This window comes from Streptococcus sp. 2342, assembly GCF_013276795.1.
Classification (GTDB): domain Bacteria; phylum Bacillota; class Bacilli; order Lactobacillales; family Streptococcaceae; genus Streptococcus.
Map to the genome: position 1 here is coordinate 164,902 of NZ_VMLR01000002.1, position 25,306 is coordinate 190,207.

26 protein-coding genes and 2 pseudogenes are annotated in these 25,306 nt (G+C 41.3%); 2 read left to right on the forward strand and 26 right to left on the reverse strand.

Going from position 1 to position 25,306, the window contains the following annotated elements:
• Positions 1 to 313: 313 nt before the first annotated feature.
• From HT689_RS09680 to budA, 9 genes are all read right to left on the reverse strand, one after another.
• Entirely contained in the window at positions 314 to 592 is a 279-nt protein-coding gene (locus tag HT689_RS09680) for a hypothetical protein (protein WP_240148103.1), read from the reverse strand.
• Between the two features lie 17 nt (positions 593 to 609).
• On the reverse strand, positions 610 to 1,434 hold the full coding sequence (locus tag HT689_RS01965) for a GIY-YIG nuclease family protein (protein ID WP_173226698.1): 825 nt from the start codon (positions 1,432 to 1,434) through the stop codon (positions 610 to 612).
• A gap of 161 nt (positions 1,435 to 1,595) precedes the next feature.
• The gene (locus tag HT689_RS01970) at positions 1,596 to 2,666 is read right to left on the reverse strand and encodes an ABC transporter substrate-binding protein (RefSeq protein WP_173226700.1); all 1,071 of its coding nucleotides are present in this window, start codon (positions 2,664 to 2,666) and stop codon (positions 1,596 to 1,598) included.
• The gene (locus HT689_RS01975) at positions 2,663 to 3,436 is read right to left on the reverse strand and encodes an ABC transporter permease subunit (RefSeq protein WP_000712740.1); all 774 of its coding nucleotides are present in this window, start codon (positions 3,434 to 3,436) and stop codon (positions 2,663 to 2,665) included. The genes HT689_RS01970 and HT689_RS01975 overlap by 4 nt, the downstream gene beginning before the upstream one ends.
• Complete coding sequence (locus HT689_RS01980; RefSeq protein ID WP_000753803.1) at positions 3,433 to 4,239, reverse strand: ABC transporter permease; 807 nt, start codon at positions 4,237 to 4,239, stop codon at positions 3,433 to 3,435. Before HT689_RS01980 ends, HT689_RS01975 begins: the two co-directional genes overlap by 4 nt.
• Positions 4,220 to 5,377 carry an ABC transporter ATP-binding protein gene (locus HT689_RS01985; RefSeq protein WP_000742895.1) on the reverse strand — a complete coding sequence of 386 codons (1,158 nt, stop codon included), beginning with the start codon at positions 5,375 to 5,377 and terminating at the stop codon, positions 4,220 to 4,222. The genes HT689_RS01980 and HT689_RS01985 overlap by 20 nt, the downstream gene beginning before the upstream one ends.
• 159 nt (positions 5,378 to 5,536) lie before the next feature.
• Entirely contained in the window at positions 5,537 to 6,442 is a 906-nt protein-coding gene (gene murB, locus HT689_RS01990) for a UDP-N-acetylmuramate dehydrogenase (RefSeq protein WP_000116175.1), read from the reverse strand.
• A 112-nt stretch (positions 6,443 to 6,554) separates the two neighbouring features.
• Positions 6,555 to 7,307 carry a YhfC family glutamic-type intramembrane protease gene (locus HT689_RS01995; protein WP_000152237.1) on the reverse strand — a complete coding sequence of 251 codons (753 nt, stop codon included), beginning with the start codon at positions 7,305 to 7,307 and terminating at the stop codon, positions 6,555 to 6,557.
• A gap of 9 nt (positions 7,308 to 7,316) precedes the next feature.
• A complete protein-coding gene (gene budA, locus HT689_RS02000; RefSeq protein ID WP_000360298.1) occupies positions 7,317 to 8,048 on the reverse strand; it encodes an acetolactate decarboxylase in 732 nt (243 codons plus the stop codon).
• A gap of 141 nt (positions 8,049 to 8,189) precedes the next feature.
• Between budA and HT689_RS02005 the strand changes: the two genes are divergently transcribed.
• Positions 8,190 to 9,461, forward strand: coding sequence for a PLP-dependent aminotransferase family protein (locus HT689_RS02005; RefSeq protein ID WP_173226702.1), 1,272 nt, complete (start codon positions 8,190 to 8,192; stop codon positions 9,459 to 9,461).
• 173 nt (positions 9,462 to 9,634) lie between these two features.
• Here the strand turns inward: HT689_RS02005 and HT689_RS02010 are convergent, their stop codons facing one another.
• The 12 genes from HT689_RS02010 to HT689_RS02065 form a co-directional block, all read right to left on the reverse strand.
• A complete protein-coding gene (locus HT689_RS02010) occupies positions 9,635 to 10,450 on the reverse strand; it encodes an ABC transporter substrate-binding protein (RefSeq protein WP_000837372.1) in 816 nt (271 codons plus the stop codon).
• A 120-nt stretch (positions 10,451 to 10,570) separates the two neighbouring features.
• On the reverse strand, positions 10,571 to 11,038 hold the full coding sequence (locus HT689_RS02015; protein ID WP_049542869.1) for an NUDIX domain-containing protein: 468 nt from the start codon (positions 11,036 to 11,038) through the stop codon (positions 10,571 to 10,573).
• Positions 11,039 to 11,130: 92 nt separating this feature from the next.
• Entirely contained in the window at positions 11,131 to 11,784 is a 654-nt protein-coding gene (gene phoU / locus HT689_RS02020) for a phosphate signaling complex protein PhoU (protein ID WP_000946458.1), read from the reverse strand.
• Between the two features lie 11 nt (positions 11,785 to 11,795).
• The gene (gene pstB / locus HT689_RS02025) at positions 11,796 to 12,554 is read right to left on the reverse strand and encodes a phosphate ABC transporter ATP-binding protein PstB (RefSeq protein ID WP_000133482.1); all 759 of its coding nucleotides are present in this window, start codon (positions 12,552 to 12,554) and stop codon (positions 11,796 to 11,798) included.
• A 12-nt stretch (positions 12,555 to 12,566) separates the two neighbouring features.
• Positions 12,567 to 13,370, reverse strand: coding sequence for a phosphate ABC transporter ATP-binding protein PstB (pstB, locus tag HT689_RS02030; protein ID WP_000049848.1), 804 nt, complete (start codon positions 13,368 to 13,370; stop codon positions 12,567 to 12,569).
• A 10-nt stretch (positions 13,371 to 13,380) separates the two neighbouring features.
• Positions 13,381 to 14,265 carry a phosphate ABC transporter permease PstA gene (gene pstA / locus HT689_RS02035; RefSeq protein WP_000543046.1) on the reverse strand — a complete coding sequence of 295 codons (885 nt, stop codon included), beginning with the start codon at positions 14,263 to 14,265 and terminating at the stop codon, positions 13,381 to 13,383.
• Entirely contained in the window at positions 14,255 to 15,172 is a 918-nt protein-coding gene (gene pstC / locus HT689_RS02040; protein ID WP_001070903.1) for a phosphate ABC transporter permease subunit PstC, read from the reverse strand. Before pstC ends, pstA begins: the two co-directional genes overlap by 11 nt.
• Positions 15,172 to 16,050 (reverse strand): phosphate ABC transporter substrate-binding protein PstS family protein, encoded by an 879-nt coding sequence (locus tag HT689_RS02045; protein ID WP_173226704.1) that lies wholly within the window; start codon positions 16,048 to 16,050, stop codon positions 15,172 to 15,174. The genes pstC and HT689_RS02045 overlap by 1 nt, the downstream gene beginning before the upstream one ends.
• A gap of 219 nt (positions 16,051 to 16,269) precedes the next feature.
• On the reverse strand, positions 16,270 to 17,574 hold the full coding sequence (locus HT689_RS02050) for an RsmF rRNA methyltransferase first C-terminal domain-containing protein (protein ID WP_173226706.1): 1,305 nt from the start codon (positions 17,572 to 17,574) through the stop codon (positions 16,270 to 16,272).
• On the reverse strand, positions 17,575 to 18,348 hold the full coding sequence (locus tag HT689_RS02055; RefSeq protein WP_173226708.1) for an inositol monophosphatase family protein: 774 nt from the start codon (positions 18,346 to 18,348) through the stop codon (positions 17,575 to 17,577).
• Positions 18,338 to 18,616 carry a UPF0223 family protein gene (locus HT689_RS02060; RefSeq protein ID WP_173226710.1) on the reverse strand — a complete coding sequence of 93 codons (279 nt, stop codon included), beginning with the start codon at positions 18,614 to 18,616 and terminating at the stop codon, positions 18,338 to 18,340. The genes HT689_RS02055 and HT689_RS02060 overlap by 11 nt, the downstream gene beginning before the upstream one ends.
• The gene (locus tag HT689_RS02065) at positions 18,616 to 19,017 is read right to left on the reverse strand and encodes a Spx/MgsR family RNA polymerase-binding regulatory protein (RefSeq protein ID WP_000631259.1); all 402 of its coding nucleotides are present in this window, start codon (positions 19,015 to 19,017) and stop codon (positions 18,616 to 18,618) included. The genes HT689_RS02060 and HT689_RS02065 overlap by 1 nt, the downstream gene beginning before the upstream one ends.
• A 157-nt stretch (positions 19,018 to 19,174) precedes the next feature.
• On the opposite strand from HT689_RS02065, the pseudogene HT689_RS02070 reads away from it, so the two are divergent.
• Positions 19,175 to 20,481: pseudogene (locus HT689_RS02070) on the forward strand (ISL3 family transposase).
• A 103-nt stretch (positions 20,482 to 20,584) separates the two neighbouring features.
• On the opposite strand, the gene HT689_RS02075 reads toward HT689_RS02070, so the two are convergent.
• The 5 genes and pseudogenes from HT689_RS02075 to HT689_RS02095 all read right to left on the reverse strand — a co-directional run bounded on the left by HT689_RS02075 (position 20,585) and on the right by HT689_RS02095 (position 25,109).
• Entirely contained in the window at positions 20,585 to 21,442 is an 858-nt protein-coding gene (locus HT689_RS02075; protein ID WP_000192089.1) for a bifunctional methylenetetrahydrofolate dehydrogenase/methenyltetrahydrofolate cyclohydrolase, read from the reverse strand.
• A gap of 177 nt (positions 21,443 to 21,619) precedes the next feature.
• Complete coding sequence (locus HT689_RS02080) at positions 21,620 to 22,354, reverse strand: amino acid ABC transporter ATP-binding protein (RefSeq protein WP_000140954.1); 735 nt, start codon at positions 22,352 to 22,354, stop codon at positions 21,620 to 21,622.
• Positions 22,354 to 23,037 (reverse strand): amino acid ABC transporter permease, encoded by a 684-nt coding sequence (locus tag HT689_RS02085; protein ID WP_001011642.1) that lies wholly within the window; start codon positions 23,035 to 23,037, stop codon positions 22,354 to 22,356. Before HT689_RS02085 ends, HT689_RS02080 begins: the two co-directional genes overlap by 1 nt.
• A gap of 339 nt (positions 23,038 to 23,376) precedes the next feature.
• A pseudogene (locus HT689_RS02090) lies at positions 23,377 to 23,777 on the reverse strand (helix-turn-helix domain-containing protein); the annotation flags it as partial.
• A 72-nt stretch (positions 23,778 to 23,849) separates the two neighbouring features.
• The gene (locus tag HT689_RS02095; protein WP_173226712.1) at positions 23,850 to 25,109 is read right to left on the reverse strand and encodes a TRZ/ATZ family protein; all 1,260 of its coding nucleotides are present in this window, start codon (positions 25,107 to 25,109) and stop codon (positions 23,850 to 23,852) included.
• Positions 25,110 to 25,306: the final 197 nt, after the last annotated feature.

Consider the following 25,306-nt stretch of genomic DNA (forward strand, 5'->3'; position numbering starts at 1 on the left):
AGCTTACTGAATTAGATGATTGAGTTGATTGAGTTGATTGAGTTGATTGCTTAGTACTGTTATGAGATGATTTGGACTTACTCATACCTATGAAAAAAGTTCCAATTATCACTAATAAAAGTAAGCTTGTAGCTATTCCGAAAAACCACTTTATTCTATTGATTTTCTCTCGATGATACCTTGCTAATTCTTCCTGTTCTTTTTCTCTCTCTTTCTCAAGCATATATTGATTATACTCAGTTTCTGCTTCTGCTAAGAGTATCTGAATTCTCCCTCTCTCATCTTCAGTTTCAGCTTTGGCCCATAGTTTTTTTTAATCAAATATATTATCTTTATATTGTTGCTCTTTACGTAGTTCTAACTCTCTTTCATGTCTAAATTTCTCATCCCATTGTCGCTGACGTTCTAGTTCATTTCTCTCCTCTAATGCCTCATTCTGCTTCCAAGCAAGACGATTTTGTTCTTGTAATGCTGCGTGTTGTTTTTGGTTAGATTCTTGCTGCTCCCATCTTTGTTGTTCTAACAAATTATTTTGTCTTCTTAATTCTTGATTTCGTTCTGCATCTCGAAGATCTCTTTCCCAATTATTCAAACTATTTATACCTCCTTCTAATTTGAATTATATCCATGTTCTTTAGATTTTAAAACTTCTTTCCACCAGGATTCACGTTTTAAAACAAATTTATCATCTATTTTTCCATTATAGTTTTCTAATACAGAGTATTGAAAATTATCTTTAACATAATTAAACCCTTGTTTTTCAACTAAAATCTTAAGTTCTTTGTTGCCACCATGTCCATTATCCACATAGGATTGCCAACGTTGTAAAAGCATACCATAATTTGAAGTTGCTGATCCGACATATAATTTACCATTCTGCTTATCAGTAATAAGATAAACAGCCTTTTGATTTTGTAAAGCAGTTATCCAATCTTTTTTTCTCAAACGTAAAATCAATTCTAAGTCTCTATAAGATAAAGAAATATTATCATAACCCGGAAATTCTTCCCCACCAAATGAATCTGATAACAATTGCTCTATAATCAATTCTTCATTACAAGTTGAATATTTTAGAACTGAACCTCTAGATTTTTTTCTATACCTAATAATTAAACGCCCAAAAAGTGCAGAATACTCATTCAATTCAATTCCTTCATAGTTCTGACCCCCAGTTACAAAAAGTTCCTTGGTAACTTCTTTTATTGTAGTCAATAACCATTTATTATTATCTATCTTAATAAAATTTATAACGATATCTCCAACATTAAAATATCGCTTATTTGTTCTCCAAAATAGATTGTAGTTGTTTATTATTTCCTCATCTCTTAAATAGGTCTGAATTGGGTTTTCTCCAGTCCAATTATTAAACTTCACCTTGAATTTCCATTGATTTTGTTCACTTATATTCAAAATATCATTTAACTTTAAATCCATAACAAAACTTTATTCCCCATAATATTTGCTAAATTTTACATTTCTCACATATTATACAAAAATGTATAGTTATGGTCAAACTTTTATCAGGTTACTTTAATTAATAGCTGTCATCAAAAAAACGAACCAGCTTAACTGATTCGTTTTCGTACATTCTACTCCTACTTCCGATACATTTTAAACTGTAGGAAGAGGTCGCTATATTTTCCTGTCCATTTATGGTCAAATTTTTCATAAACTTCTAGGTGTTTCATGGTTTCAGCATCAGGATAGAAGGCCTTGTCTTCTTTTTTCTCCTCTGGGAGTAGTTCCTTGGCTGGTAGGTTTGGTGTTGAATAACCGACATACTCTGCATTTTTAAGAGCATTTTCAGGTTTCAACATAAAGTTGATAAAGGCATAGGCTGCGTCTTGGTTTTTAACTGTTTTGGGAATGACCATATTGTCAAACCAAAGGTTGCTGGCCTCAGTCGGTACCACATAACGTAGATTTTCATTTTTTTCTAGCATTTGGCTAGCTTCCCCAGAGAAGGTCACGCCGATAGCAGCGTTATTCTGAATCATGTAGCCCTTCATTTCGTCCGCCACAATAGCCTTTATATTTGGAGTGAGCTTGTAAAGCTTATCCACTGTCTCTTCCAACTGCTGGGTATCCTTGGAGTTGAGGCTATAGCCAAGGGAATTGAGTCCTAGTCCCAGCACCTCACGCGCCCCATCAAAGAGCATGATAGAGTTCTTATACTCTGGCTTCCAGAGGTCATCCCAATGCTCAGGCACTTCATCGACCATAGTTTCATTGTAGACAATTCCCAGTGTTCCCCAGAAGTAAGGAATAGAGAATTTATTACCTGGATCAAAGGATTGGTTGAGAAACTCTGGTCCGATATTTTCGATTCCTTCAAGTTTTGAATAATCAAGTGGCACCAAGAGGTCTTCGTCCTTCATCTTGTTAATCATGTACTCACTTGGGATGGCAATATCATAAGTCGTTCCACCCTGCTTAATCTTGGTATACATGGCTTCGTTGGAATCAAAGGTCTCATACTGGACTTGGATTCCTGTTTCTTCTGTGAATTGCTCCAAGAGTTCTGGATCGATATAGTCTCCCCAGTTGTAGATAACCAGTTTTTGACTATCTCGGCTATTTATTTTACTATCTAGATGCGTCGCAATTCCCCACAAGATCAAGATAATGGCTGCAATTCCTGCTAAAAATGAATAGAGTTTTTTCATGCTTGCTCCTCCTTTTCACGTGAGATAAAGTAATATCCAACCACTAGGATAATACTAAAGAGAAAGACAAGGGCAGACAGGGCATTGATTTCTAGCGAAATTCCCTTACGGGCACGAGAGTAAATCTCGACTGATAGGGTTGAAAAGCCATTTCCCGTCACAAAGAAGGTCACAGCAAAGTCATCTAGCGAATAGGTGAAGGCCATGAAATAACCTGCAATGATAGACGGAGTCAGGTAAGGAAGCATAATTTCCTTGAACATCTGAAATTGACTGGCACCAAGGTCATAGGCCGCATGAATCATGTCACCGTTCATTTCCTTGAGACGAGGCAAAACCATCAAGACCACGATAGGAATGGAGAAGGCCACGTGACTAGAAAGAACGGTCAAAAAGCCAAGTGAAAACTTGAGTTGGGTAAAGAGAATCAAGAAGCTGGCACCAATCATAACGTCAGGCGCAACCATGAGGATATTATTGAGTGATAGAAAGGCTTCTTGGTATTTCTTACGAGACTGGTAGATGTAAATGGCACCAAAAGTCCCGATAATGGTCGCAATCAAGGCTGACAGGAAGGCCAAGAAAAAGGTCTGAGTTACAATCAACATAAGACGACCATCGCCAAACATGGTTTTAAAATGGCTCAAGCTAAAGCCTGTAAAGCTATTCATGTCATTGCCTGCATTAAAGGCATAGCCAATCAGGTAAAAAATCGGCAGGTAGAGGACAAGAAAGACCAGTCCTAGATAAAGGTTGGCAAATTTTTTCATCGTTCTCTCCTTTCCTTGGTCACCCACATGGTGATGAACATGGTCAGGATGAGAATCACACCGATGGTTGAACCCATACCGTAGTTGTCATTGGTCAGGAAGTTCTGCTCAATGGCTGTTCCCAGCGTGATAACGCGGTTCCCACCAATCAAACGGGTCAGCATGAAGAGACTCAAACTTGGGATAAAGACCGACTGAACTCCACTTCGCACCCCATTCATCGATAGAGGGAAGATGACATGGCGGAAAGTCTCCCACTTGGTAGCACCGAGGTCATAGCTGGCATTGATGAGATTGTTATCCATATCGTCCAAGACATTGAAAATGGGCAAAATCATAAAAGGAAGCTCGATGTAGCTTGCGACAAAGATAAAGGAGAAATCGGTAAAGAGCAACTGTTGCGAACCGATTCCGATAAATTCCAAGAATTGGTTAATAGAGCCATTTTGACCAAAAATCCCGATAAAGGCATAGGCTTTAAGGAGCAAATTGACCCAGGTTGGCAGGATAATCAGCATGAGCCAAAGTTGACGGTGCTTGAGACGGGTCAAAAAGAGGGCTGTTGGATAGCTGATAAGCAAGGTTACAAAGGTCACAATTCCTGCATAAAGCACGGAGTTAAAGCTCATTTTGAGGTAGGTCAAGTTTTGTGACGCAAAGTAAGATTTATAGTTTTCTAAGCTAAACTGGCCTTCGATATTGAAAAAGGATTGACCGAAAATCAAGACCAAGGGTGCCAGGACAAAGAGGGCAATCCAAAGCATGTAGGGCACTACAAAGAGTTTAGAGCTTGTTTTCTTCATCTCTTTCCTCCTCGATTGCATTGATCAGACCTGCTTCTTGCTCTTCGATTTCCACATATTCTTCGATACGGGCATCGAACTCTTCTTCTGTTTCATTGAGACGCATGATGTGGATGTCTTCTGGTTCAAAATCCAGACCGATTTCCTCACCCACTATGGCCTTACGGGTTGAGTGGATCATCCATTCATTTCCAAGTTCGTCATAGGCGATAATTTCATAGTGCACCCCACGGAAGAGCTGGGTATCGACCTTAACTTGGAGCTTGCCTTCTTCAGGAAGGGTAATACGCAAGTCCTCTGGACGAATGACAACCTCGACAGGCTCATTTGGCTTCATCCCACCATCGACCGCTTCAAAGCGTTTGCCGTTAAACTCAACCAAGTAGTCCTCAATCATGGTTCCTGGCAAGATATTTGACTCACCGATAAAGGTGGCAACAAAGTGGTTGATTGGCTCATCGTAGATGTCCACAGGTGTTCCAGACTGGACAATCTCGCCATCATTCATAACGAAAATCCAGTCACTCATGGCCAGCGCTTCTTCCTGATCGTGAGTGACAAAGACAAAGGTAATGCCCAATCGTTGTTGCAATTCACGGAGCTCGTACTGCATGTCTGTTCTTAATTTCAAGTCCAGCGCTGACAAGGGCTCGTCCAACAAAACCACACGAGGTTGGTTGATGATGGCACGGGCAATAGCCACACGCTGACGTTGTCCTCCAGAAAGTTTACGAATGGAACGTTTTTCGTAACCTTCCAACTGAACCATCTTGAGAACTTCCGCTACGCGTTTCTCGATTTCTTTCTTGTCAATTTTACGCAAGCGAAGTGGAAAGGCAACATTTTCAAACACATTCATATGTGGAAACAAGGCATAGGATTGGAAGACCGTATGGACGTCTCGCTTGTTGGTTGGGATGTCATTGATACGGACACCATCCAGCAAAATATCTCCTGTCGTCGCATCCAGTAAACCTGCAATGATGTTAAGGATAGTTGATTTCCCTGAACCAGACGCGCCTAGAAGAGTATAGAACTTCCCTTCTTCCAACTCAAAGTTGATGTCTTTGAGAACCTTGGTGTTGCTGTCTTCAAAAACTTTTGAGACGTTTTTGAATTCAATAATTGGTTTTTTCAATTGTCATTTATTCCTTCTTTTTCATAGATTAACAGATCAGGGCTCTGTCAGGCCGTCACTACCTCGTGTAGGAGATTAAACTGCCTACATTCTTCTGCACTAACGATAGGCTTTCACCCCCTTTCCATGACATAGCAGCAGCTTTTCAACTACAGCTTCCTACTTGCTTTCACCTAAAATACGGACTTCTCTTTCAAGCGTGATACCTGAGTGTTCCTTGACTTTTTCGATAACAGACTCAATCAAGTCCTCGTAGTCTTTGGCCGTTCCATCTGCGACATTGATCATAAATCCTGCGTGCTTTTCAGACACTTCTACGCCACCGATACGATAGCCTTTCAAACCAGCTTCTGAAATTAACTGACCTGCAAAATGCCCAACAGGACGCTTAAATACCGAACCACAAGATGGGTATTCCAAAGGTTGCTTGAGTTCACGTAGGTGCGTCAAGCGGTCCATTTCCTGCTTGATAACCTGATGGGTTCCTGGGGCTAGGGCAAATTTAGCTGACAAGACAACTGCACCAGACTCCTGAATGGCTGAATGGCGGTAACCAAAAGCCAAATCTTTGGCAGACAGGGTCTCGATTTCTCCATCCTTGGTCAAGACCTTACAAGACTGCAAGATGTGTGCAATCTCTCCTCCGTATGCACCCGCATTCATAAAGACAGCACCGCCGACGCTTCCAGGAATGCCACAAGCAAACTCGAAACCCGTCAAACTATGACGAAGGGCAATGCGAGTTGTTTCAATCAAGTTAGCACCAGCTTCTGCTTCAATGGTATAGCCATCAACGGAAACGTTATTGAGCTTGTCACACAAGATGACAAATCCACGAATCCCACCATCACGAACGATGATGTTGCTGGCATTTCCAAGAACCATCCAAGGAATATTTTCTTGATTGGCAAATTTAACAACACGCGCCAACTCAAAACGATTTCGTGGAAAGACCAAATAATCGGCCTCTCCACCTACTTTTGTATAACTATAGCTATGCAAGGGTTCCTTAAAACGGATATCAATTCCTTCTAGGATTTCAAGCATTTTTTCTCTTACAGACATGTCACTCTTCCTTTTACAAAATTCATTCCATTATACCATTTTTAAGACCATTTGACGACCCTAAAAAAATCTTAGGCTTATTTTAAACAAAAAAGAGGTTTCCCCCTTTTTCTTATGATTTTTTGCAAAAGATTGCCTTGGTTCCATAGGCAACCAGAACGAGCTCTAGTGCTAGGACAACTTCCGCCAAGACTGGATTGGTCAGCCAGCCAACTTGGACTAGAGATGGTGCCAGATCAAAGAAGGCATGTAGGCCATAGGCTGCTAGGAGATAAATCCATTTCTTCTGGCGAACAGCTTGGTAAACCCAAACTGTCAAGAGTAATTGAAAACCTAGCGCCAAGATTCGCTCAAAACCAAGCAAATAAATCTGCCAGACCGATAGCGACTGGATAGTCTTCAACATATTTTCAGACAGTAATTGCATAACCTGTGGATCCTGAGTTTGAACTGCTGAGAGAACGATGTAGAGATTAAACAAACTAGCAAGACCCAGGAAAATTAATTCCAAGCCACCATGCCCCAGTCCATAGGCCAAGGCGTCTGCCTTTTCCAAACTTCTCTTTTTCTCCAACCATTTGAAGAAAACAAGACGAGCCGTTTCCTCAAAAAATGCTGCCATGGCTAGGCCATAGATGATATAGACAAGCGGATGGTCTTGCAAGAGGGCAATACTACCGTCTTTTTGAGGATGCAAAACAAAGATATGCACCAGTTTTTCTAAAATCTGTGAAGAGACAAAGAAAGCAACAGCCCCCAAGCCCAAAACAGCTAGATTAATCTGGTATTTCTTTCTGGCATACCAAATGCTCCCTATCAAGAAAGCCAGTAACAGCAACATGGTAATGATAATATGAATGGTCATTTTCTTCTCCTATTCCGCCTTTTCAATATCTTTTTTCATCTCGTCAACATTAAACTTAGCAAACAAGTATTGACGATCTTGGACTGGGAAACGTTGATCCAACTGGTCAACTGCTCCCACCTCGATAATGCCTTCCTTGATGACAAAGTCCATGACATGCCCACCGAAGGTCAAATCATCTGAGATGAAGTGCAGATGGTAACCTGCCACACTAACCCCATGGAAAATCTCAGGCGTCCAGAAACCAACGATGGTTCCCGCCACATTGTCACGACTATATTCCGGTTGATGGGTTGCGACCTCAGCAAACTTGGTATCTGGTGTCGACTTGGGAATCATGCGCACATGCATATGTGAAAATTCACCACGAATCTTAATTGAGCGGAAAAGATTTTCCCCATCATAATAAGACTCGATTCGTTCTTCCAATTCCTTGTCTGTCATCTCAAAGCGCTGGCGGAAAATGACCTCTGCCTGATGTGGTACTACTGCTGCATAAGGAATAAGGGCATCTGGTGATACTTCTACAATTTCTGGCTGGTCTCCTGACCCTTTGGCCTGATAGGCCTTGCCATCTAAGACAATCAATTCTCCATCAATAGAATCCAAGGTTCCCAAACCAAGGTCACCATGTTCTAGCAATTCTCCTACTGTCATAGTACCACCATAAAGGCCAGCCATCAAGGCTCCAAGGGTATTGTATTGAAATAATTTCACTGGTTCCTGCACGTTCTTATCCATTCACTTTCTTGTCTGTTATTCTATAAATCTTACTCCTAAGTATACCACATTTGCCCCTAGATGTGAACGAGAGAAACACCCTAGACATTGCCAAGAAAGAAAAAAAAGGGTACAATGTAACAAAATCAAGGGAGGTTTGGAATGAAGAAACAAAGCAAGTACCAAGAGGTCGTTTCCTATCTAAAAAACGGTATCGAGTCTGGACGTTTTCCGACGGGAAGTCGCCTGCCTTCTATCCGTCAACTGAGCCTTGACTTTCACTGCAGCAAGGACACCATTCAACGCGCCCTGCTGGAATTACGGCACGAACAATACCTCTATGCCAAGCCCCAGAGTGGCTACTATGTATTAGAACAAGGGCAACATCAGGACCTAGAAATCGAGGTTACGGACGAACATGCCAGCGCCTATGACGATTTCCGACTCTGTGTCAATGAAACCTTGATTGGCCGGGAAAACTACCTCTTCAACTACTATGACAACCAAGAAGGATTAGAAGACCTAAGACAGTCCATTCATAAACTCCTCTTTGACCAAGCCCTCTACTGCAAGGCTGACCAACTGGTACTGACTTCTGGAACCCAACAAGCCTTGTTTATCCTTTCTCAAATATCCTTTCCTAGCCAAGCCAAGGAAATCTTGGTAGAACAGCCAACCTACCATCGTATGAATCGCCTCTTGATTGCTCAGGGTCTGAACTATCAAACGATTGAACGAGGCGTTGATGGGATTGACTTGGAAGAGCTGGAAGGCCACTTCAAAACAGGAAAAATTAAGTTTTTCTATACCATTCCTCGTTTTCACTATCCTCTGGGGCATTCCTATTCTGAGCAGGACAAACGGGCTATTCTTGACTTAGCTGCCAAGTATGGTGTTTATATCGTCGAAGACGATTATCTGGGGGATTTGGATTCCAAGAAGGGTCAGACCTTCCACTATCTGGATACAGAGGAGCGGATCATTTACATCAAGTCCTTCTCAACCAGCCTCTTTCCAGCCCTGCGGATTACGTCACTCATTCTTCCAAATGCTATCAAAGAAGCCTTTGTGGCTTACAAAAATATCCTAGATTACGACAGCAACCTCATCATGCAAAAGGCCCTGTCACTCTATATTGACAGTCAATTATTTGAGAAAAATCGTCTAGCTCGATTGTCCAATCAGGAAGACTACCAAAAACAACTCGAGGAAAGATTAGCTAACACTCCTTGCCCCCTTCCTCATTTCCCGCTTCACGATGGTGTATTACTAGACCTGAGACAGTATCCTAAAATTGCCAGTCTCAAACACAGTCAACTGGGCTTGGATTTCTTTGAAGAGGCCTATTTAAGCACCTGTCCTTATCAATTTGCCAAGGTGTCCTTAGATAATCTGGAAAAGGTTTTAAACTATTTAAAAGCAGAATTGGACTGACTTCCAACTCTGCTTTTTTCTTATACTCTTCGAAAATCTCTTCAAACCACGTCAGCGTCGCCTTACCGTAGATATATGTAACTGACTTCGTCAGTCTTATCTACAACCTCAAAGCAGTGCTTTGAGCAACCTGCGGCTAGCTTCCTAGTTTGCTCTTTGATTTTCATTGAGTATTATTCTTCAACTTCTGTTAAGGTTGCCGCTTTTTCAAGATATTTTTGGTAGGTACCGTCATCCTTGAGTTTTTGGATGACCTTGTCCACCACTTCTTTCAAATCAGCACTATTTTTTCTAAGGGCAACGGCATTGGCTTCACCGTCCTTCATCTTCAAGCTGACAGTTGCGACAGCTAGGTCGGCATTTTTAGCAGCATAGCTAAGCGCAACAGGCTCATCCATATGAACAGCATCTACTTTTCCAGCCTGCAATTCATTGACAGCTTCACCCATATTAGTTAGGGAAGTCAATTGCGCTTTTGGCAATTGTTCCTTGACCATTGATTCTGGAACAGTCCCTTTTTGGGCTGCAATATTAGCACTTTCTAGGCTAGTTAAATCCTTGTATTTTTCTACATCAGCCTTACGAACCAAGAAACTAATCTTGTTTTCATAGTAAGGGATTGAAAAATCAAAGACTTCTTTTCTCTCATCAGTAGCACTAATTCCTGCAACTGCTAGGTCAGCCTTACCTGTTTGAAGACTAGTCAAGACATTGTCAAAACTCATGCTTGAGATTTCCAACTTAACCCCAAGTTCATCAGCGATAGCTTGAGCCATATCAATATCCGCACCGACTACCTGGTTTTTTCCGTCAACTAAGGATTGGAATTCAAAAGGTGCATAATCAGGACTAGTCGCCACAACTAATTTCCCCTTTTGCTTAATGGCTTCAACAGCTGACTGAGAACCATTAGAACCTGACTGGCAAGCTACTAAGAAGAAACTTGCAAGAAAACTACATAAAACAAATATCCATTTTTTTGATTTCATAAATAAACAACCTCTCTGTTGATTTTGTATAATTATAACGCTATTCAAGTTACTTGTCAAGTGTTTTTCTTACATTTTCATAAAATATATTTACTAAAAAATAGAAATACAGTGGTTAGTTTATCTATCTATTGGGAACTTATTTTCAAAAAAATCATTTATCATATCTTGATGCTGCTGGTTTACAATTGCAATATTTTGTATGTCACTATGATCAAAAAATCCTAATTCTAAAGTTTCATCACTTGTAAAAAAATTTATAGAGATAGAAGTTTCAGATGAAACTAAATACAAGATTGTAAGAACTTGAGCCTCATCACCATTCGGATAACTGTCTGAATATTTTGTATAAACATTTAAGAGTTTTTCCACCCTCACTTCGACTCCTGTTTCTTCATAAAACTCTCGCACTAAAGCTTCTAAAGCCGATTCTCCTAATTCAAGAGCACCACCTGGTAATCCCCACGTTCCTTTATCTGCTCGTTTTTGTAATAAAATTTTTCCTGATTGACTTAATATTCCACAGGTAAAATTTAAAATAATTTTATCTTTTCCAACTTTTTTTCTGATATTCTGTATGTAGTTCATTATTCACCTCTGACAAAGTAAACCATCTATAACAATGAAAGCTTACTGTATTAAAAAGTAAGCTTTCACAATAATTTTATCATTTGAATACTTTATAGTTCGACAATCTTACCTGTTTCAAAGTAAACAACCCATTCACAGATATTTTTAGCATAGTCTCCAATACGTTCCAAGAAGGCAATCACTTGGAAGTAATCACGACCTGTAACGATGGCATCTGGATTTTTCTTGATTTCTTCTGTAGCCAAGTCACGAATGCTATCAAAGTAATGGTTGATTTTTTCATCCATAGCTGCTACTTCATAGGCCTGGTCAACTGAACCATTGAGATAGAGTTCAAGGGCTGCTTCAACGAAGTTCTTGACATCGCGACCCATTCTCTTAATTTCTTCTTCAACAGCTGGGATGCGTTGCTCCCCCTTCATACGAATTGCTGCTTTAGCAATAGAAACAGCATGGTCCCCCATACGTTCCAAGTCAGATACAGCCTTCAAGACTGTCAAAACAGTACGCAAGTCCTGAGAAACGGGTTGTTGAAGGGCAATCATTTCAAATGATTTCTTCTCCAATTTCACTTCGTATTCGTTTACTTCTGCATCGTCTTCGATGACTTCTTTGGCCAAATCTCGGTCATGAGTAACAAAGGCACGCACTGTACGATTGATTTGGGATAGCACTTCTTGTCCCATTGCGTAGAACTGGTTGTGTAATTTCTCTAAATCTTCTTCAAATTGAGAACGTAACATCATTTATCTCCTTATCCAAATTTTCCTGAAATATAATCTTCTGTTTCCTTGTGTTGTGGGTTGAGGAACATCTTCTTGGTATCGTTAAACTCAATCAAATCTCCATCTAGGAAAAATCCTGTCTTGTCAGAGATACGAGAGGCTTGTTGCATGGAACGCGTAACCAAGAGCATGGTGTATTTATCTTTTAAGCCATACAAGGTTTCCTCAATCTTACCGGCCGAGATAGGGTCCAAGGCTGAAGTCGGTTCATCCAAGAGAATGATTTTAGGACTGGTTGCCAAGACACGGGCAACACAGACACGTTGCTGTTGTCCGCCTGAAAGCCCGATAGCTGAATCATGCAGGCGATCCTTGACCTCATCCCAGATAGAAGCTCGTTGCAAGGCTTTTTCTACCGCTTCATCCAGAATCTGCTTATCCTTCACTCCATTGATACGAAGCCCGTAAACAACATTTTCGTAGATAGACATAGGGAAGGGATTTGGTTGTTGGAAAACCATACCGATTTCCTTCCGCAATTCAACTGTATCTGTACGTGGACTGTAAATGTTGTGGCCGTTGTAAACCACCGAACCAGTTGTAGTCACCTCTGGATTGAGATCCCCCATACGGTTGATAGCCTTAAGAAGAGTTGACTTTCCTGATCCAGATGGACCAATCAAGGCTGTAATTTCCTTAGGTTGGAAAGATAGGGAAACACTATTCAAGGCCTTTTTTTGATTGTAGTAAACGGACAGGTCTGACACCTGTAAAATCGCTTCTGTCATACTGTTTCCTTTCTATCCAAAGTGTCCTGTTACGTAGTCATTGGTTGACTGTAGTTTGGCATTTTGGAAAATATTAGAGGTCTTATCGTACTCAATCAAATCGCCCAAGTAGAAAAATCCTGTGTAGTCACTAGCACGCGCAGCCTGCTGCATACTGTGGGTCACAATGATGATGGTAAAGTCCTTCTTCAATTCCAACATAGTTTCTTCCAACTGGGCTGTCGCAATCGGATCCAAGGCGGACGCTGGTTCGTCCATCAAGAGAATATCTGGTTTAACAGAGATAGCACGAGCGATACAGAGACGTTGCTGCTGACCACCTGATAGGGTCAAGGCTGACTTGTGCAAATCATCTTTGACCTGGTCCCAAAGGGCAGCCTGACGAAGAGAAGTTTCCACAATTTCATCCAAGACTTGCTTGTCCTTAACCCCTGCACGTTCATGAGCAAAAGTGATATTGCGGTAGATAGACTTGGCAAAAGGATTTGGTCGTTGGAAAACCATTCCGATATGCTTACGCATCTCATAAACATTGATTTCTGGACGGTTGACATCAATCCCTTGATAGAGAATTTGACCTGTTACCTTGGCAATATCAATGGTATCATTCATACGGTTGAGACTGCGGAGGTAGGTTGATTTCCCTGAACCAGAAGGGCCAATTAAGGCTGTAATTTTATTTTTTTCAAATTGCATATCGATGCCCTTGATAGATTCATTTTTACCGTAGTAAACATGTAAATCCTTAGTAGAGAGGGCCACTTTCTCTTCAGGAAAGGTGATGATATGCTTTTCATCCCAATTATATTTTGACATGGCTTCTCCTTTAGGCAGCGGTTAATTTCTTATGTAGGTAGCTTCCGAGTTTGCGGGCTCCAAAGTTAAAGATGAGGATAAAGATCAAGAGAACTGCTGCAGAACCTGCTGATACGATAGTTCCATCTGGAATGGTTCCTTCACTATTGACTTTCCAGATATGGACAGCCAAGGTTTCTGCTTGACGGAAGATAGAGATTGGGCTGGTCACACTGAGAATATTCCAGTTAGACCAGTCCAGAGCTGGAGCGGATTGTCCTGCTGTATAGATAAGAGCCGCAGCCTCACCAAAGATACGACCAGAGGCCAAGACAACCCCCGTCACAATACCTGGGAGAGCTTCTGGAATGACCACATGGACAACTGTCTCCCAACGAGAAATCCCAAGGGCCAAGCCGGCCTCACGTTGCGTATGGTGAACGTGTTTCAAGCTGTCCTCAACATTACGAGTCATCTGAGGCAGGTTAAAGACCGTCAAGGCCAAGGCACCTGAAATGATTGAAAATCCATACTCAAACTGAACTACAAAAATCAAGTAACCAAAGAGACCCACAACCACTGATGGCAGTGAAGACAAGATTTCAATACAGGTTCTGACAAAATTGGTCACAGGACCTTTTTTGGCATATTCAGCTAGGAAAATCCCAGCTCCCATAGACAAAGGCACAGAGATAATCAAGGTAATAACCAAAAGGAAGAAGGAATTATAAAGCTGAATTCCAATCCCTCCACCTGCTTGGTAAGATGATGATTTGCCAGTCAAGAAAGACCAAGAGATGTGGGGCAAACCACGAACCAAGATATAAAGAATCAAGGATGCCAAGATGGCAACGATAATTCCTGCAATTGAGTAGAGGACAGCTGTTGCAATTTTATCTAATTTCTTAGCGTGCATAGTTTTTCTTTCCTCTTTCTTTCGTAATCAATTTAATCACACTGTTGAAGGCCAAACTCATCAAAAGCAAGACTAAGGCCAGTGACCAGAGAACGTTATTATCAACTGTACCCATGACGGTATTTCCGATACCCATGGTCAACACAGAGGTCAAGGTCGCAGCAGGTGTTGTCAATGAAGTTGGGACAACGGCTGAGTTTCCAACCACCATCTGAATGGCCAAGGCCTCACCAAAGGCACGCGCCATCCCAAAGACCACTGCTGTGAAAATCCCTGAACGCGCTGCCTTCAAGGTCACGCGCCAGATGGTTTGCCAACGAGTGGCCCCCATAGCCAAACTAGCTTCGCGGTAGTGACGAGGCACCGCACGCAAGCTATCGGTTGTCATAAAGGTTACCGTCGGTAAAATCATGACAAAGAGAACGAAAATCCCTGACAAAATCCCAAAACCAGTTCCACCAAAGACACTGCGGACAAAGGGAACTACGACCTGCAAACCGATAAATCCATACACGACTGAAGGAATCCCGACTAGCAATTCAATAGCTGGTTGCAAGATTCTAGCACCTTTTGGTGATACTTCTGTCATAAAGACTGCCGCACCAATGGCAAAAGGAGTTGCGATAAGGGCTGATAGGATTGTGACAATAAAGGAACCCAAAATCATGGGAAGGGCACCAAATTGTTTCCCTGAAGGATTCCAAGTTTGGCCAAATAGGAAATCAAAGATATTAACCCCATTTACAAAGAAGGTCGACAAACCTTTTTGGGCTACGAATATCAAAATCATAGCCACAATAATGACAATCAAAGACAGACAGGCAAAGGTCAAGCCTTTTCCAAGTTTCTCTAAACGAGAGTTCTTTGAGGGAGAAAGTAATTTTTTAGCTAATTCTTCTTGATTCATTATTGACTCCCTTCTAGTGCTGTCACCGTTCCTACAGCATCTTTTTCAACCTTCATTTCCTTAACAGAAATGTAACCCATCCCCTTAACGATTCCACTTTGCGCTTCATCTGAGAGGACAAAGTTGAGAAATTCTGCCACCAATTCATTTGGTTGACCTAGGGTATACATGTGTTCGTAAGACCACAAAGGCCAGTTATTGCTTGTAACATTTTCTGCAATTGGCTCATAGCCATTCAACTTCATGCGTTTCACCGAGTCATCCACATAGGCAAAGGCTAGGTAAGAAATGGCTCCTGGTGTCTGGGAAACAATGTTTTTGACCATCCCATTTGAATCCTGTTCTTGACTCTGCATGGCAGATTGGCCATCCATGACAACACTATCAAAGGTTGCACGCGAACCAGAACTTGCTGCACGGTTGATAATAGAAATGGCTAGATCTTTTCCACCGACCTCTTTCCAGTTGGTCACTTGACCTGTGAAGATGCTACGGAGTTGTTCAGTTGTCAGATTTTCAACATCAACTTCCTTGTTCACAATCACCGCCAAGCCCGCTACTGCAACCTTGTGGTCCACTAGAGCAGAGGCGTTGATACCGTCTTTTTCCTCGGCAAATACGTCTGAATTTCCTACATCAACGGCTCCAGATTGAACCTGAGACAGACCTGTACCAGATCCTCCACCTTGAACGTTGACTGTTTTCCCAACGTGCATAGAGCCAAATTCATCTGCTGCTGCTTCGACCAAGGGCTGAAGAGCTGTTGAACCAACAGCTGTCATGGATTCTCCACGATCAATCCAGCTAGCACATCCCGCTAAAGAACCTGCCAGAAAAAGAGCTGCAAGGGATAGAGCGAGTTTTTTCCTTTTTTTCACTGTTTTTCTCCTTGAAAATAATGGTGAATGCTGTGAATTTTTTCAACTATTTATTTATATTTTTCTTTTTAAAATTGGGAGTCAACTGAAGTTCTTAGCTTGATTTTACTTGAAATTTACTCAGTTATCTTCTCCACCAATTTTGACTTAAAATGAAAGACAATTTGAAAAAATCCATACTTCAACTATAACATAGACAAGCTACTTTGACTAGCATTTTCACTTGAATCTGAGGCCTTTTGGAAAATAATTTTTCAAAACATTTCCAGTCACCTTAGCAAAGCCCAAGCCATTGCCTTGAACCAAAACTTGGTACCAACCATTTGGCATACTTTCCGCCAGCTGAACGGTTTCTCCAGCCACATACTTTACAAATGCTTCTTGGTCAATTTCAACCGACTGCTTGACCTGACTCGGTTTCAAGGCTAGACCAAGAGCAAAACTAGGCTCAAAGCGTTTTTTCTTAAAGGTACCCAGATGCAGGCCATTGCGAGCAATCTTGAGTTTCCCTAAATCTGGTAAAAGTTCTGGTAAGAGATAGAGTTGGTCACCAAAAGTCTGCAAGATCCCCCTTAGATTGATTTTCAAGTGTTTTTGGGCAAATTCCTGCCACAAGGCAACTTGTTCTCGGCTGAGGTTACTCTTACTTGCCTTAAATTTAGGAGCTGGATTGTTACCCTTAAACTGTAGATGGGCGACAAACTGACCCTCTCCCTTAAACTGATGAGGATACATACGAGCCGTCTCTGGCAGGTCAATACCAGCGACCATTCCATTGATATGCTCTACTGGCAACAAGTCAAAATCATACTCTTTCAGTAGCCAATTGACAATCTCTTCGTTTTCCTCGGGTGCCCAGGTGCATGTTGAATAAACAAATCGACCGCCTTCAGCTAGCATGGTCACCGCATCCGATAGAATCTCTCTTTGCAAGCTAGCACATTGACTCGGATAATCTAAGCTCCAATAGTCCATAGCATCTGGTTGCTTACGAAACATCCCTTCCCCAGAGCAAGGGGCATCAAGGACAATCAGATCAAAATAGCCCTTAAAAACCTTTGCCAAGCGGTCGGCAGATTCATTGGTCACCACGATATTGGTCGCTCCAAAGCGCTCCATATTTTCTACTAAAATCTTAGCCCGTTTGCTTGAAATTTCATTGGAAACAAGTAGCCCTTCCCCTGCTAGATAGGCTGCTAGTTGAGTTGATTTGCCACCCGGTGCAGCAGCCAAATCCAAGACTTTCATGCCAGGACTGGGCTGGGCTACCTGAGCAACCATCTGAGCAGCAGGTTCTTGCGAATAAATCAAACCAGTAGCATGCTCAGGCGATTTCCCTGATACCTTCCCATAATGTCCCCAAGGAGTTTGAGGAATGGCATCAGGAAAGGAAACTGGCGCTTCTTTTAAAGGATTAACCCGAAAGGCCGAAACCGCTTCCTCCTCAAAAGAGGCAAGAAAATCTCTTGCCTCATCTCCTAGTATCTCTTCATATTTTTCAACAAATCCTTCTGGAAATTGCATTTAAGTTCTTTTCCTTTCGTAAATATAGGACTGAATTTCCTCCTGCATCTCAAGAGGTAGCATCATGACCGGTTGTCTGGTTTGAAAATCAGGAGCTTCACCAAAAAGGGTTACAACCCGATAGCCCAGACTTTCCCCTAAAATACTAGCCGCAGCATAATCCCATGGTTGCAGATAGGTGACATAGGTCAACAAACGCCCTGACAAAATCTTGGCAAAACTGATGGCCGCACTCCCATAGACACGAACACCAAGTGCTGCTCGACCCAAATCAGCCAAGCCCCATTCATTGGTTTCCAACATACCACTATTTCCTGCAATGAGAAAATCTCCAAGTGGTTTGGCTTTAAAGGGAGCTAGGGGCCTATCATTTAGACAAACTGGAAATTCCCCACCACCGTGGTAACAATCCCCTTTGATCACATCATAAATCAGTCCAAACTGTCCCTGACCATTTTCAAAATAAGCCATCATAACAGCAAAATCTTCCTGCTGGGCGACAAAATTATTGGTCCCATCAATGGGATCAATGATCCAAACCTTGCCCTCTTGAACTGAAGCTCGCAAACAGCCCTCTTCAGCACAAATCTTATCCTCAGGATAACGAGACAAAATCTCACCAACCAATAGCTCCTGAACTTCCTTGTCCAGTCTGGTCACCAAATCTGTTGGAGAGGACTTGATCTCAACACACAAATCTTCCTGCATATGGTCAAGAATGTACTGACCCACTTTCTTAATTAGCTCTTTAGCAAATTCAAATTTACTTTCCAAGAGAAATCTTTCCTTCCCCTTTTTCCTTAGCCGCCTGAACTGCTCGGTAAAGCGAATAGCCACTGACTGTTTCCAATTCTCGTCCCAAACGTTTTTCTTCACTCTTGCTTGGCACAACCGCCTTGAACCCCTTATAAGAGTCCAATAACTTTTTAGCCTCTACCTTGCCTTCATAGGCAGCTTCAACATCATTAAAAAAAGAAAGCACTGAAGCAAGTTCTTCAGTGCTCCACGACAAATCTAGTGGGTAACTATACTGTTTGTTCATTAACTAATACCAGCTCTCATTCTTGCTTCTTTTAGTTCTTGCTTACGGTAACTACGAGGGAGAAAAGCACGAATCTCATCTTCATTAAAACCGATTTGCATGCGCTTGGCATCAATAATAATGGGACGACGCAAAAGACTAGGGTACTGCTCAATCAAATGAAGCAATTCCGATACCGAGATACTCTCTACATCAATATTCAATTTTTGAAAAATTTTTGAACGAGTTGAAATGATGTCATCAGTACCATTTTCGGTCAAGGAAAGGATGTGTTGCAATTCTTTTCTTGTTAAAGGACTGGTCATAATATTGTGTTCCACAAAGGGAACCTTATGTTTTTCTAACCAGGCCTTCGCCTTACGACATGATGTACAGCTCGGTGATAAAAATAGTGTAATCATGCTTTTCTCTTCTTATCTATACTTTACTACTTCTATTATACAAAAAAATAAAGCGCTTGACTAGGGATTTTTAGAAAAAAGCCTATTTTTGTGTAGAAAAAAAGTCCCATAAGATCTATAATGAAAAGCGACAAAACAACTCATTAGAAAGAATCATATGGAACAATTACATTTTATCACAAAATTACTAGACATTAAAGACCCTAATATCCAGATTTTAGACATCATCAATAAGGATACACACATGGAAATCATCGCCAAACTGGACTATAAAGCTCCATCTTGTCCTGAGTGCGGAAGTCAAATGAAGAAATATGACTTTCAAAAACCTTCTAAAATTCCTTATCTTGAAACGATTGGTATGCCTACTAGAATTCTCCTTAGAAAACGCCGTTTTAGGTGCTATCATTGCTTGAAAATGATGGTTGCTGAGACTCCTCTAGTAAAGAAAAATCATCAAATCCCTCGTATCATCAACCAAAAAATTGCTCAGAAGCTGATTGAAAAGACTTCTTGGACCGATATTGCCCATCAGTTGTCTATTTCAACTTCAACTGTCATTCGCAAGCTTAATGACTTTCACTTTAAGCATGATTTTTCTCGTCTGCCTGAGATTATGTCTTGGGATGAGTACTCCTTTACCAAGGGAAAGATGAGTTTCATTGCGCAAGATTTTGACAATATCAATATCATCACTGTTCTTGAGGGACGAACACAAGCTATTATTCGAAGTCGCTTTCTTCGCTACGATAGAGCCGTTCGTTGTCAGGTGAAAATCATTACTATGGATATGTTTAGCCCTTACTATGACTTAGCTAAACAACTTCGCTTTCGAATTTCTATGCTCAGGCTGAAACAGTCTCCCAAACTGTTTCACTCCCAAACGCTAAAATCGTGTTGGATTTCTTTCACATTGTACAACATATAAGCCGTGCTATGAGTCGTTTGCGTGTCCAAATCATGAATCAGTTTGAACGAAAATCTCATGAATACAAGGCCATCAAACGCTACTGGAAACTCATCCAACAGGATAGTCGTAAACTCAGCGATAAACGTTTTTATCGCCCTACTTTTCGCATGCACTTGACGAATAAAGAGATTTTAGACAAGCTTTTTAGCTATTCAGAGGACTTGAAACACCACTATCATCTCTACCAGCTCCTGCTTTTTCACTTTCAGAACAAGGAGGCAGACAAATTTTTCGGACTCATTGAGGACAATCTTAAGCTGGTTCATCCTCTTTTTCAGACTGTTTTTAAAACCTTTATCAAGGACAAAGAGAAAATTGTCAACGCTCTTCAACTACCCTATTCTAACGCAAAATTGGAAGCCACTAATAATCTCATCAAGCTTATCAAGCGCAATGCCTTTGGTTTTCGGAACTTTGAAAACTTCAAAAAAAGGATTTTTATCGCTCTGAACATTAAAAAAGAAAGGACGAAATTTGTCCTTTCTAGATCTTAGCTTTTCATCAACCCACTACAGTTGACAAAGAGCCAATTTAATACTCATTTCTGCCATTTCAGATATAGCTATAGAAAATACACTCTCTTCAGCGATTTTTCTCTTATTTTCTATCCAATGTCCGAAGTGCTGCTTGATAAGTTTGCTCCATCAGCATAGTAATGGTCATAGGACCGACACCTCCAGGGACTGGCGTAATATGGCTAGCAAGTGGGGCAACTGCCTCATAATCAACATCCCCACAGAGCTTACCATTTTCATCGCGATTCATCCCAACGTCAATGACTACCGCACCTGGTTTGACAAAGTCAGCAGTCACAAATTTAGCACGACCGATTGCGACCACCAGAATATCTGCTTTAGCAGCCACCTTGGCAAGATTATGGGTGCGTGAGTGAGTCAAGGTCACTGTTGCATTCTTGGCCAAAAGAAGCTGAGCCATGGGTTTTCCAACGATATTGGAACGACCGATGACGACCGCATTTTTACCTTCCAAGTCAATCCCATATTCATGAAACATCTCCATAATTCCTGCAGGTGTCGAAGGAATCATGACTGGATGACCAGACCAAAGGCGTCCCATATTTAGGGGATGGAAACCATCCACATCCTTTTCTGGGTCAATAGCCAATAGAACCGCCTCTTCATCAATGTGTTTTGGTAATGGCAACTGAACCAAAATCCCATGCCAAGCTGGATCCTGATTGTATTTAGCAATCAGGTCTAACAATTCCTCTTGAGTAATGGTCTCTGGAACTCGCACTACTTCGCTACGGAAACCAGCCGCAAGAGCTGACCTCTCCTTGTTGCGAACGTAAACTTGGCTGGCTGGATTGTCCCCAACCAAAATCACTACCAAACCAGGCACTAGACCTGTTTCTTCCTTTAATTTTGCAGTCTTTTCAGCCAACTGCCCCTGCAATTTGGCCGCTAAAGCTTTCCCATCAATAATCTGTGTCATATCACTTCTCTTTTCTTTCAAATATCTTCCATTATACCAAAAACTGTTGGTCCCCTCTAACACTTCTTTCCTAGGCTATCCTATAGTTTCAAACTATAAGAAAAAGCTCTGGTTGAGCTTTTCATTAATCTATATTTTATATGTAAAGTTGACTACAAATAGCTAAACAAAGCTAACTTATAAAACCTTACTCAAGAAATCTTTAGTCCGTTGTTCTTGGGTTTGTTCAAAAATCTGCTCAGGTGTCCCATCTTCAACAACCACACCGTCTGCCATAAAGATAACACGATCTGCCACCTCACGGGCAAATCCCATTTCATGTGTTACGATAACCATGGTCATTCCTGACTTGGCAAGGTCTTGCATAACAGCTAGAACTTCTCCAACCATCTCAGGGTCCAAGGCTGAAGTTGGCTCATCAAAGAGCAAAACATCTGGTTCCATGGCCAACCCACGCGCGATGGCAATCCGTTGTTGCTGGCCACCTGACAAACTCTGTGGATAAGCGTCTGCCTTATCTGGTAAACCAACTTTTTCCAAAAGTTCCTGAGCTCTCTTCTCAGCAACAGCCTTGCTCTCACCTTTGGTCTTGATAGGTGACAAGGTGATATTTTCCATCACAGTCATATTAGGAAAGAGATTGAATTGTTGGAAAACCATGCCCATCTTCTCACGCATGGCAAACAGGTCATTCTTTTTGTCCGTAATATCGACTCCCTCAAAGATAACCTTCCCTTTAGTTGCTTCTTCCAACAAATTCATAGAGCGAAGCAAGGTAGATTTCCCGCTCCCCGAAGGACCGATGATAACGACAACTTCTCCTCTTTTAATCTCGAGGTTGATGCCCTTTAATACTTCATTCTTTCCAAATGATTTATGTAAATTTTCAATTTTTATCAAGGTTTCTGTCATTATTTCTTATCTCCTTGTCCCATACGTTTTTCAAAAGCTTTCAAGGCTACTGTCAAAATAGAGGTCATAATCAAGTAATAAAAGGCTGCAAATAAAAGTGGGGTTAAAGGTAGATAGGTTGTTGTAGAGACTGTTGTAGCCCCGTTCCACAACTCCATAACACCGATAGCTGATAAGAGGGAGCTGTCCTTGATAATGGTGATAAATTCGTTCCCCAATGCTGGCAAGATATTTTTGATGGCTTGTGGCAAAATCACATAGCGCATCGCATTTTTAGGACGAATCCCTAGCGAATAAGCCGCCTCTAGCTGACCTTTTGGAACTGCATTGATTCCAGCACGAACAGTCTCAGAAACATAAGCACCACTATTCATAGAGATAATCAAAATCCCTGGAATCAGACGAGAAAGATCAACACCCAAAATTCCAACCTGAATAGTCGGGGCATTGATATGCATAAGAGCAAAGGCAATCATAATCTGAACCATCATCGGTGTCCCACGGAAAATCCAAACGTACAAATTGGCCAGCCAAACAAGCGGTTTAAACTTTGAACGTTGCCCAAAAGCCAAGACAACACCCAAAATAGTTCCCAAAAAGACAACACAGATAGAAATGAGAACCGTCACAACAGCCCCATAGTTAAAATAAGGTAAATACTTAGGTAAAAAAGAAAAATTCATAGTCACACTGCTTTCTAAAATAGAGCACTGTATGATTATAACATGCATTGAATTAAAATTCAAATCTTTTATCCAATTTATTTAAAAATCTTTAAACCGTAACTTCTCAAAGTAACTTCCATTTCTCTCTCAACACTGGAAGTTAGTCTAAGACGACTCTGTTTTAGGGCTATTTGTCGTGCACTTTTTTCTGAGTCTTTTCTCTTTTGAATCCTTATATACCAAGAAAAAGAAAACAAGTAGAAGTTAGTCTAAGACGGTTTTCCACTAATGTCACGCATTTTTCTCATACTAAAAGCTAGATTGTGGGAAACTGGAAGTTAGTTTTAGAATTTACCGATCCTGCTTGGTTAACCCCAATTTTCCATGATAAATCCAGTAGTAGATGGTAGAAACGCCCACGTTAACCTCCTTAGCCTTGACCATCATTTCAGGAGAAAACTTTTGATTATGATAGTGGAGAATCTTTTCCTTTAGTTCCTTGGTTAAGCTTAATTTCTTGATCGAGCGCTTGCGATTGCTTTCATAAGATTGTTGAGCATAGTCGGCAGAATAAACCTTTTTGAAGCGCCCTTTTCCAAGACATTGTAGGACTGTCTCACGCTTGATTTCAGTGTGGATAGTTTGAGGAGATTTTCCAAGCAGAGAGGCAATTTCTCTATTTGATTTTCCTTCTTTTTCCATCTTTCGATTAAGCGACGTCTATCGATTGTCAAATGAAATCGAAGACTAGCTATCAGCTAGTTGAACCATATAATTTTTAGGAGAGATGGGTGGCTAACTTCATTATAGAACTTTCAGTGATTTTTCTTTTAAAGTTCTACTGTTAGGACTTGACCTTGCTTAACTACTGGTTCTCCGGCAATATAGACATCATCTACATCACTGGACTTGACAGCATAGACTAGGTGAGAGAGCATATTTTCTTGGGGTTGAAGATGGATTTTCCCTTGTGGTTGGATGACCAGAAAATCTGCCTGCTTGCCGACTTCTAGGCTTCCTATCTGATTTTCCATTCCAAGGACCTTGGCCCCTTCGATTGTCAGTGCCTTGAGGGCTACTTCTATAGGAAATTGGCTAGCATCCCCACTCTTCATCTTCTGAAGAAGGGCTGCTGTCCGTCCTTCCTCAAACATGTCTAAATTATTATTAGAAGCAACCGAGTCAGTCGCAATACCGACTGCTACTCCTGCTTTTTGCAGTTGGATGATGGGAGCAATCCCTGAGGCCAATTTGAGGTTACTGATAGGATTGTGGGCGATAGATACTTGAGACATTGCCAAACGTTCAATTTCTTTCTCGTTTAATTCGACCCCATGAGCAAAGACAGACGGATGATCTAAGTAACCCAGTTCTTCTAGAAAGACGAGAGGGCGTTTGCCGTAGCGTTTCAGGAGAATGCCTGACTCCTCCTTGGTTTCCGCCACATGGATATGGATAGGAATATCCAGCTCTTTTGCCATATCTAAGCTCTCTTCCAGCAAGTCTCTACTACAGCTGTAGGGAGAATGCGGGGCTACCATTACCTTGAAATTTGGATTTTCATATCCTAAGATTTCCTCGATGATAGCTCGTATTCTGCTTATAGTCTCATCAGTTGTTTCTGTATCTGAAGAAAAGAGGGTCGGTGAGAAATAACAACGCATCTTGGAAGCCTCGACTGCCTGATAAATCTGCTCAATCTCCACTCCATTGGGATTATACATATCGTTAAAGGTTGTTGTTCCTGACTGGAGCATTTCTGTCAGCGCTTCTTTGACCGCCTTGGTAGTCATATCTGGAGTAAACTCAGCTTCTGCAGGCCAGATATAGTCATTGAGCCATTCATGGAGATTGCTGTCATCTCGAATTCCTCGCAAGCCTGTCATAGCAGAATGAGTGTGGCAATTGACCAAACCAGGCATGATCCAGGCTCCCTGATAGTCTATAATCTGCTCGGCCTGATCTAAAATCTCTGGTTTCTCTTGACCGACATAGACGATTTGAGAATCCTTAACTGCTAAGATTCCATCCAAATAAACATGGAAATTTTGGTCACAAGTCACGATGTTTACATGCTGAAAGACTTTCATTATAGGCTCCTTTTCTAAAAGACAATTTATACTCTTCTAAAATCTCTTCAAACCACATCAGCTTCACCTTGGAGTAGATATATGTTACTGACTTCGTCAGTTCTATCCACAACCTCAAAACAGTGCTTTGAGCTGACTTCGTCAGTCTTATCTACAACATCAAATCAGTGCTTTTAGCAACCTGCGGCTAGCTTCCT

Excerpts from the sequence above, each read along its gene's own strand:
- HT689_RS02015 (WP_049542869.1), bottom strand. The coding sequence starts at position 11,038 with ATGAACTACATACAGAATATCAGAAAAAAAGTTGGAAAAGATAAAATT.
- HT689_RS02085 (WP_001011642.1), bottom strand. The coding sequence starts at position 23,037 with ATGAATTTTTCTTTTTTACCTAAGTATTTACCTTATTTTAACTATGGG.
- pstB (WP_000133482.1), bottom strand. The coding sequence starts at position 12,554 with ATGACAGAAGCGATTTTACAGGTGTCAGACCTGTCCGTTTACTACAAT.
- HT689_RS02005 (WP_173226702.1), top strand. The coding sequence starts at position 8,190 with ATGAAGAAACAAAGCAAGTACCAAGAGGTCGTTTCCTATCTAAAAAAC.
- budA (WP_000360298.1), bottom strand. The coding sequence starts at position 8,048 with ATGGATAAGAACGTGCAGGAACCAGTGAAATTATTTCAATACAATACC.
- HT689_RS01995 (WP_000152237.1), bottom strand. The coding sequence starts at position 7,307 with ATGACCATTCATATTATCATTACCATGTTGCTGTTACTGGCTTTCTTG.
- HT689_RS02095 (WP_173226712.1), bottom strand. The coding sequence starts at position 25,109 with ATGAAAGTCTTTCAGCATGTAAACATCGTGACTTGTGACCAAAATTTC.
- pstB (WP_000049848.1), bottom strand. The coding sequence starts at position 13,370 with ATGTCAAAATATAATTGGGATGAAAAGCATATCATCACCTTTCCTGAA.
- HT689_RS01970 (WP_173226700.1), bottom strand. The coding sequence starts at position 2,666 with ATGAAAAAACTCTATTCATTTTTAGCAGGAATTGCAGCCATTATCTTG.
- HT689_RS02050 (WP_173226706.1), bottom strand. The coding sequence starts at position 17,574 with ATGCAATTTCCAGAAGGATTTGTTGAAAAATATGAAGAGATACTAGGA.
- HT689_RS02060 (WP_173226710.1), bottom strand. The coding sequence starts at position 18,616 with ATGAACAAACAGTATAGTTACCCACTAGATTTGTCGTGGAGCACTGAA.
- pstC (WP_001070903.1), bottom strand. The coding sequence starts at position 15,172 with ATGAATCAAGAAGAATTAGCTAAAAAATTACTTTCTCCCTCAAAGAAC.
- HT689_RS02065 (WP_000631259.1), bottom strand. The coding sequence starts at position 19,017 with ATGATTACACTATTTTTATCACCGAGCTGTACATCATGTCGTAAGGCG.
- phoU (WP_000946458.1), bottom strand. The coding sequence starts at position 11,784 with ATGTTACGTTCTCAATTTGAAGAAGATTTAGAGAAATTACACAACCAG.
- HT689_RS01975 (WP_000712740.1), bottom strand. The coding sequence starts at position 3,436 with ATGAAAAAATTTGCCAACCTTTATCTAGGACTGGTCTTTCTTGTCCTC.
- HT689_RS01965 (WP_173226698.1), bottom strand. The coding sequence starts at position 1,434 with ATGGATTTAAAGTTAAATGATATTTTGAATATAAGTGAACAAAATCAA.
- pstA (WP_000543046.1), bottom strand. The coding sequence starts at position 14,265 with ATGCACGCTAAGAAATTAGATAAAATTGCAACAGCTGTCCTCTACTCA.
- HT689_RS02075 (WP_000192089.1), bottom strand. The coding sequence starts at position 21,442 with ATGACACAGATTATTGATGGGAAAGCTTTAGCGGCCAAATTGCAGGGG.
- HT689_RS01980 (WP_000753803.1), bottom strand. The coding sequence starts at position 4,239 with ATGAAGAAAACAAGCTCTAAACTCTTTGTAGTGCCCTACATGCTTTGG.
- murB (WP_000116175.1), bottom strand. The coding sequence starts at position 6,442 with ATGTCTGTAAGAGAAAAAATGCTTGAAATCCTAGAAGGAATTGATATC.
- HT689_RS02080 (WP_000140954.1), bottom strand. The coding sequence starts at position 22,354 with ATGACAGAAACCTTGATAAAAATTGAAAATTTACATAAATCATTTGGA.
- HT689_RS02010 (WP_000837372.1), bottom strand. The coding sequence starts at position 10,450 with ATGAAATCAAAAAAATGGATATTTGTTTTATGTAGTTTTCTTGCAAGT.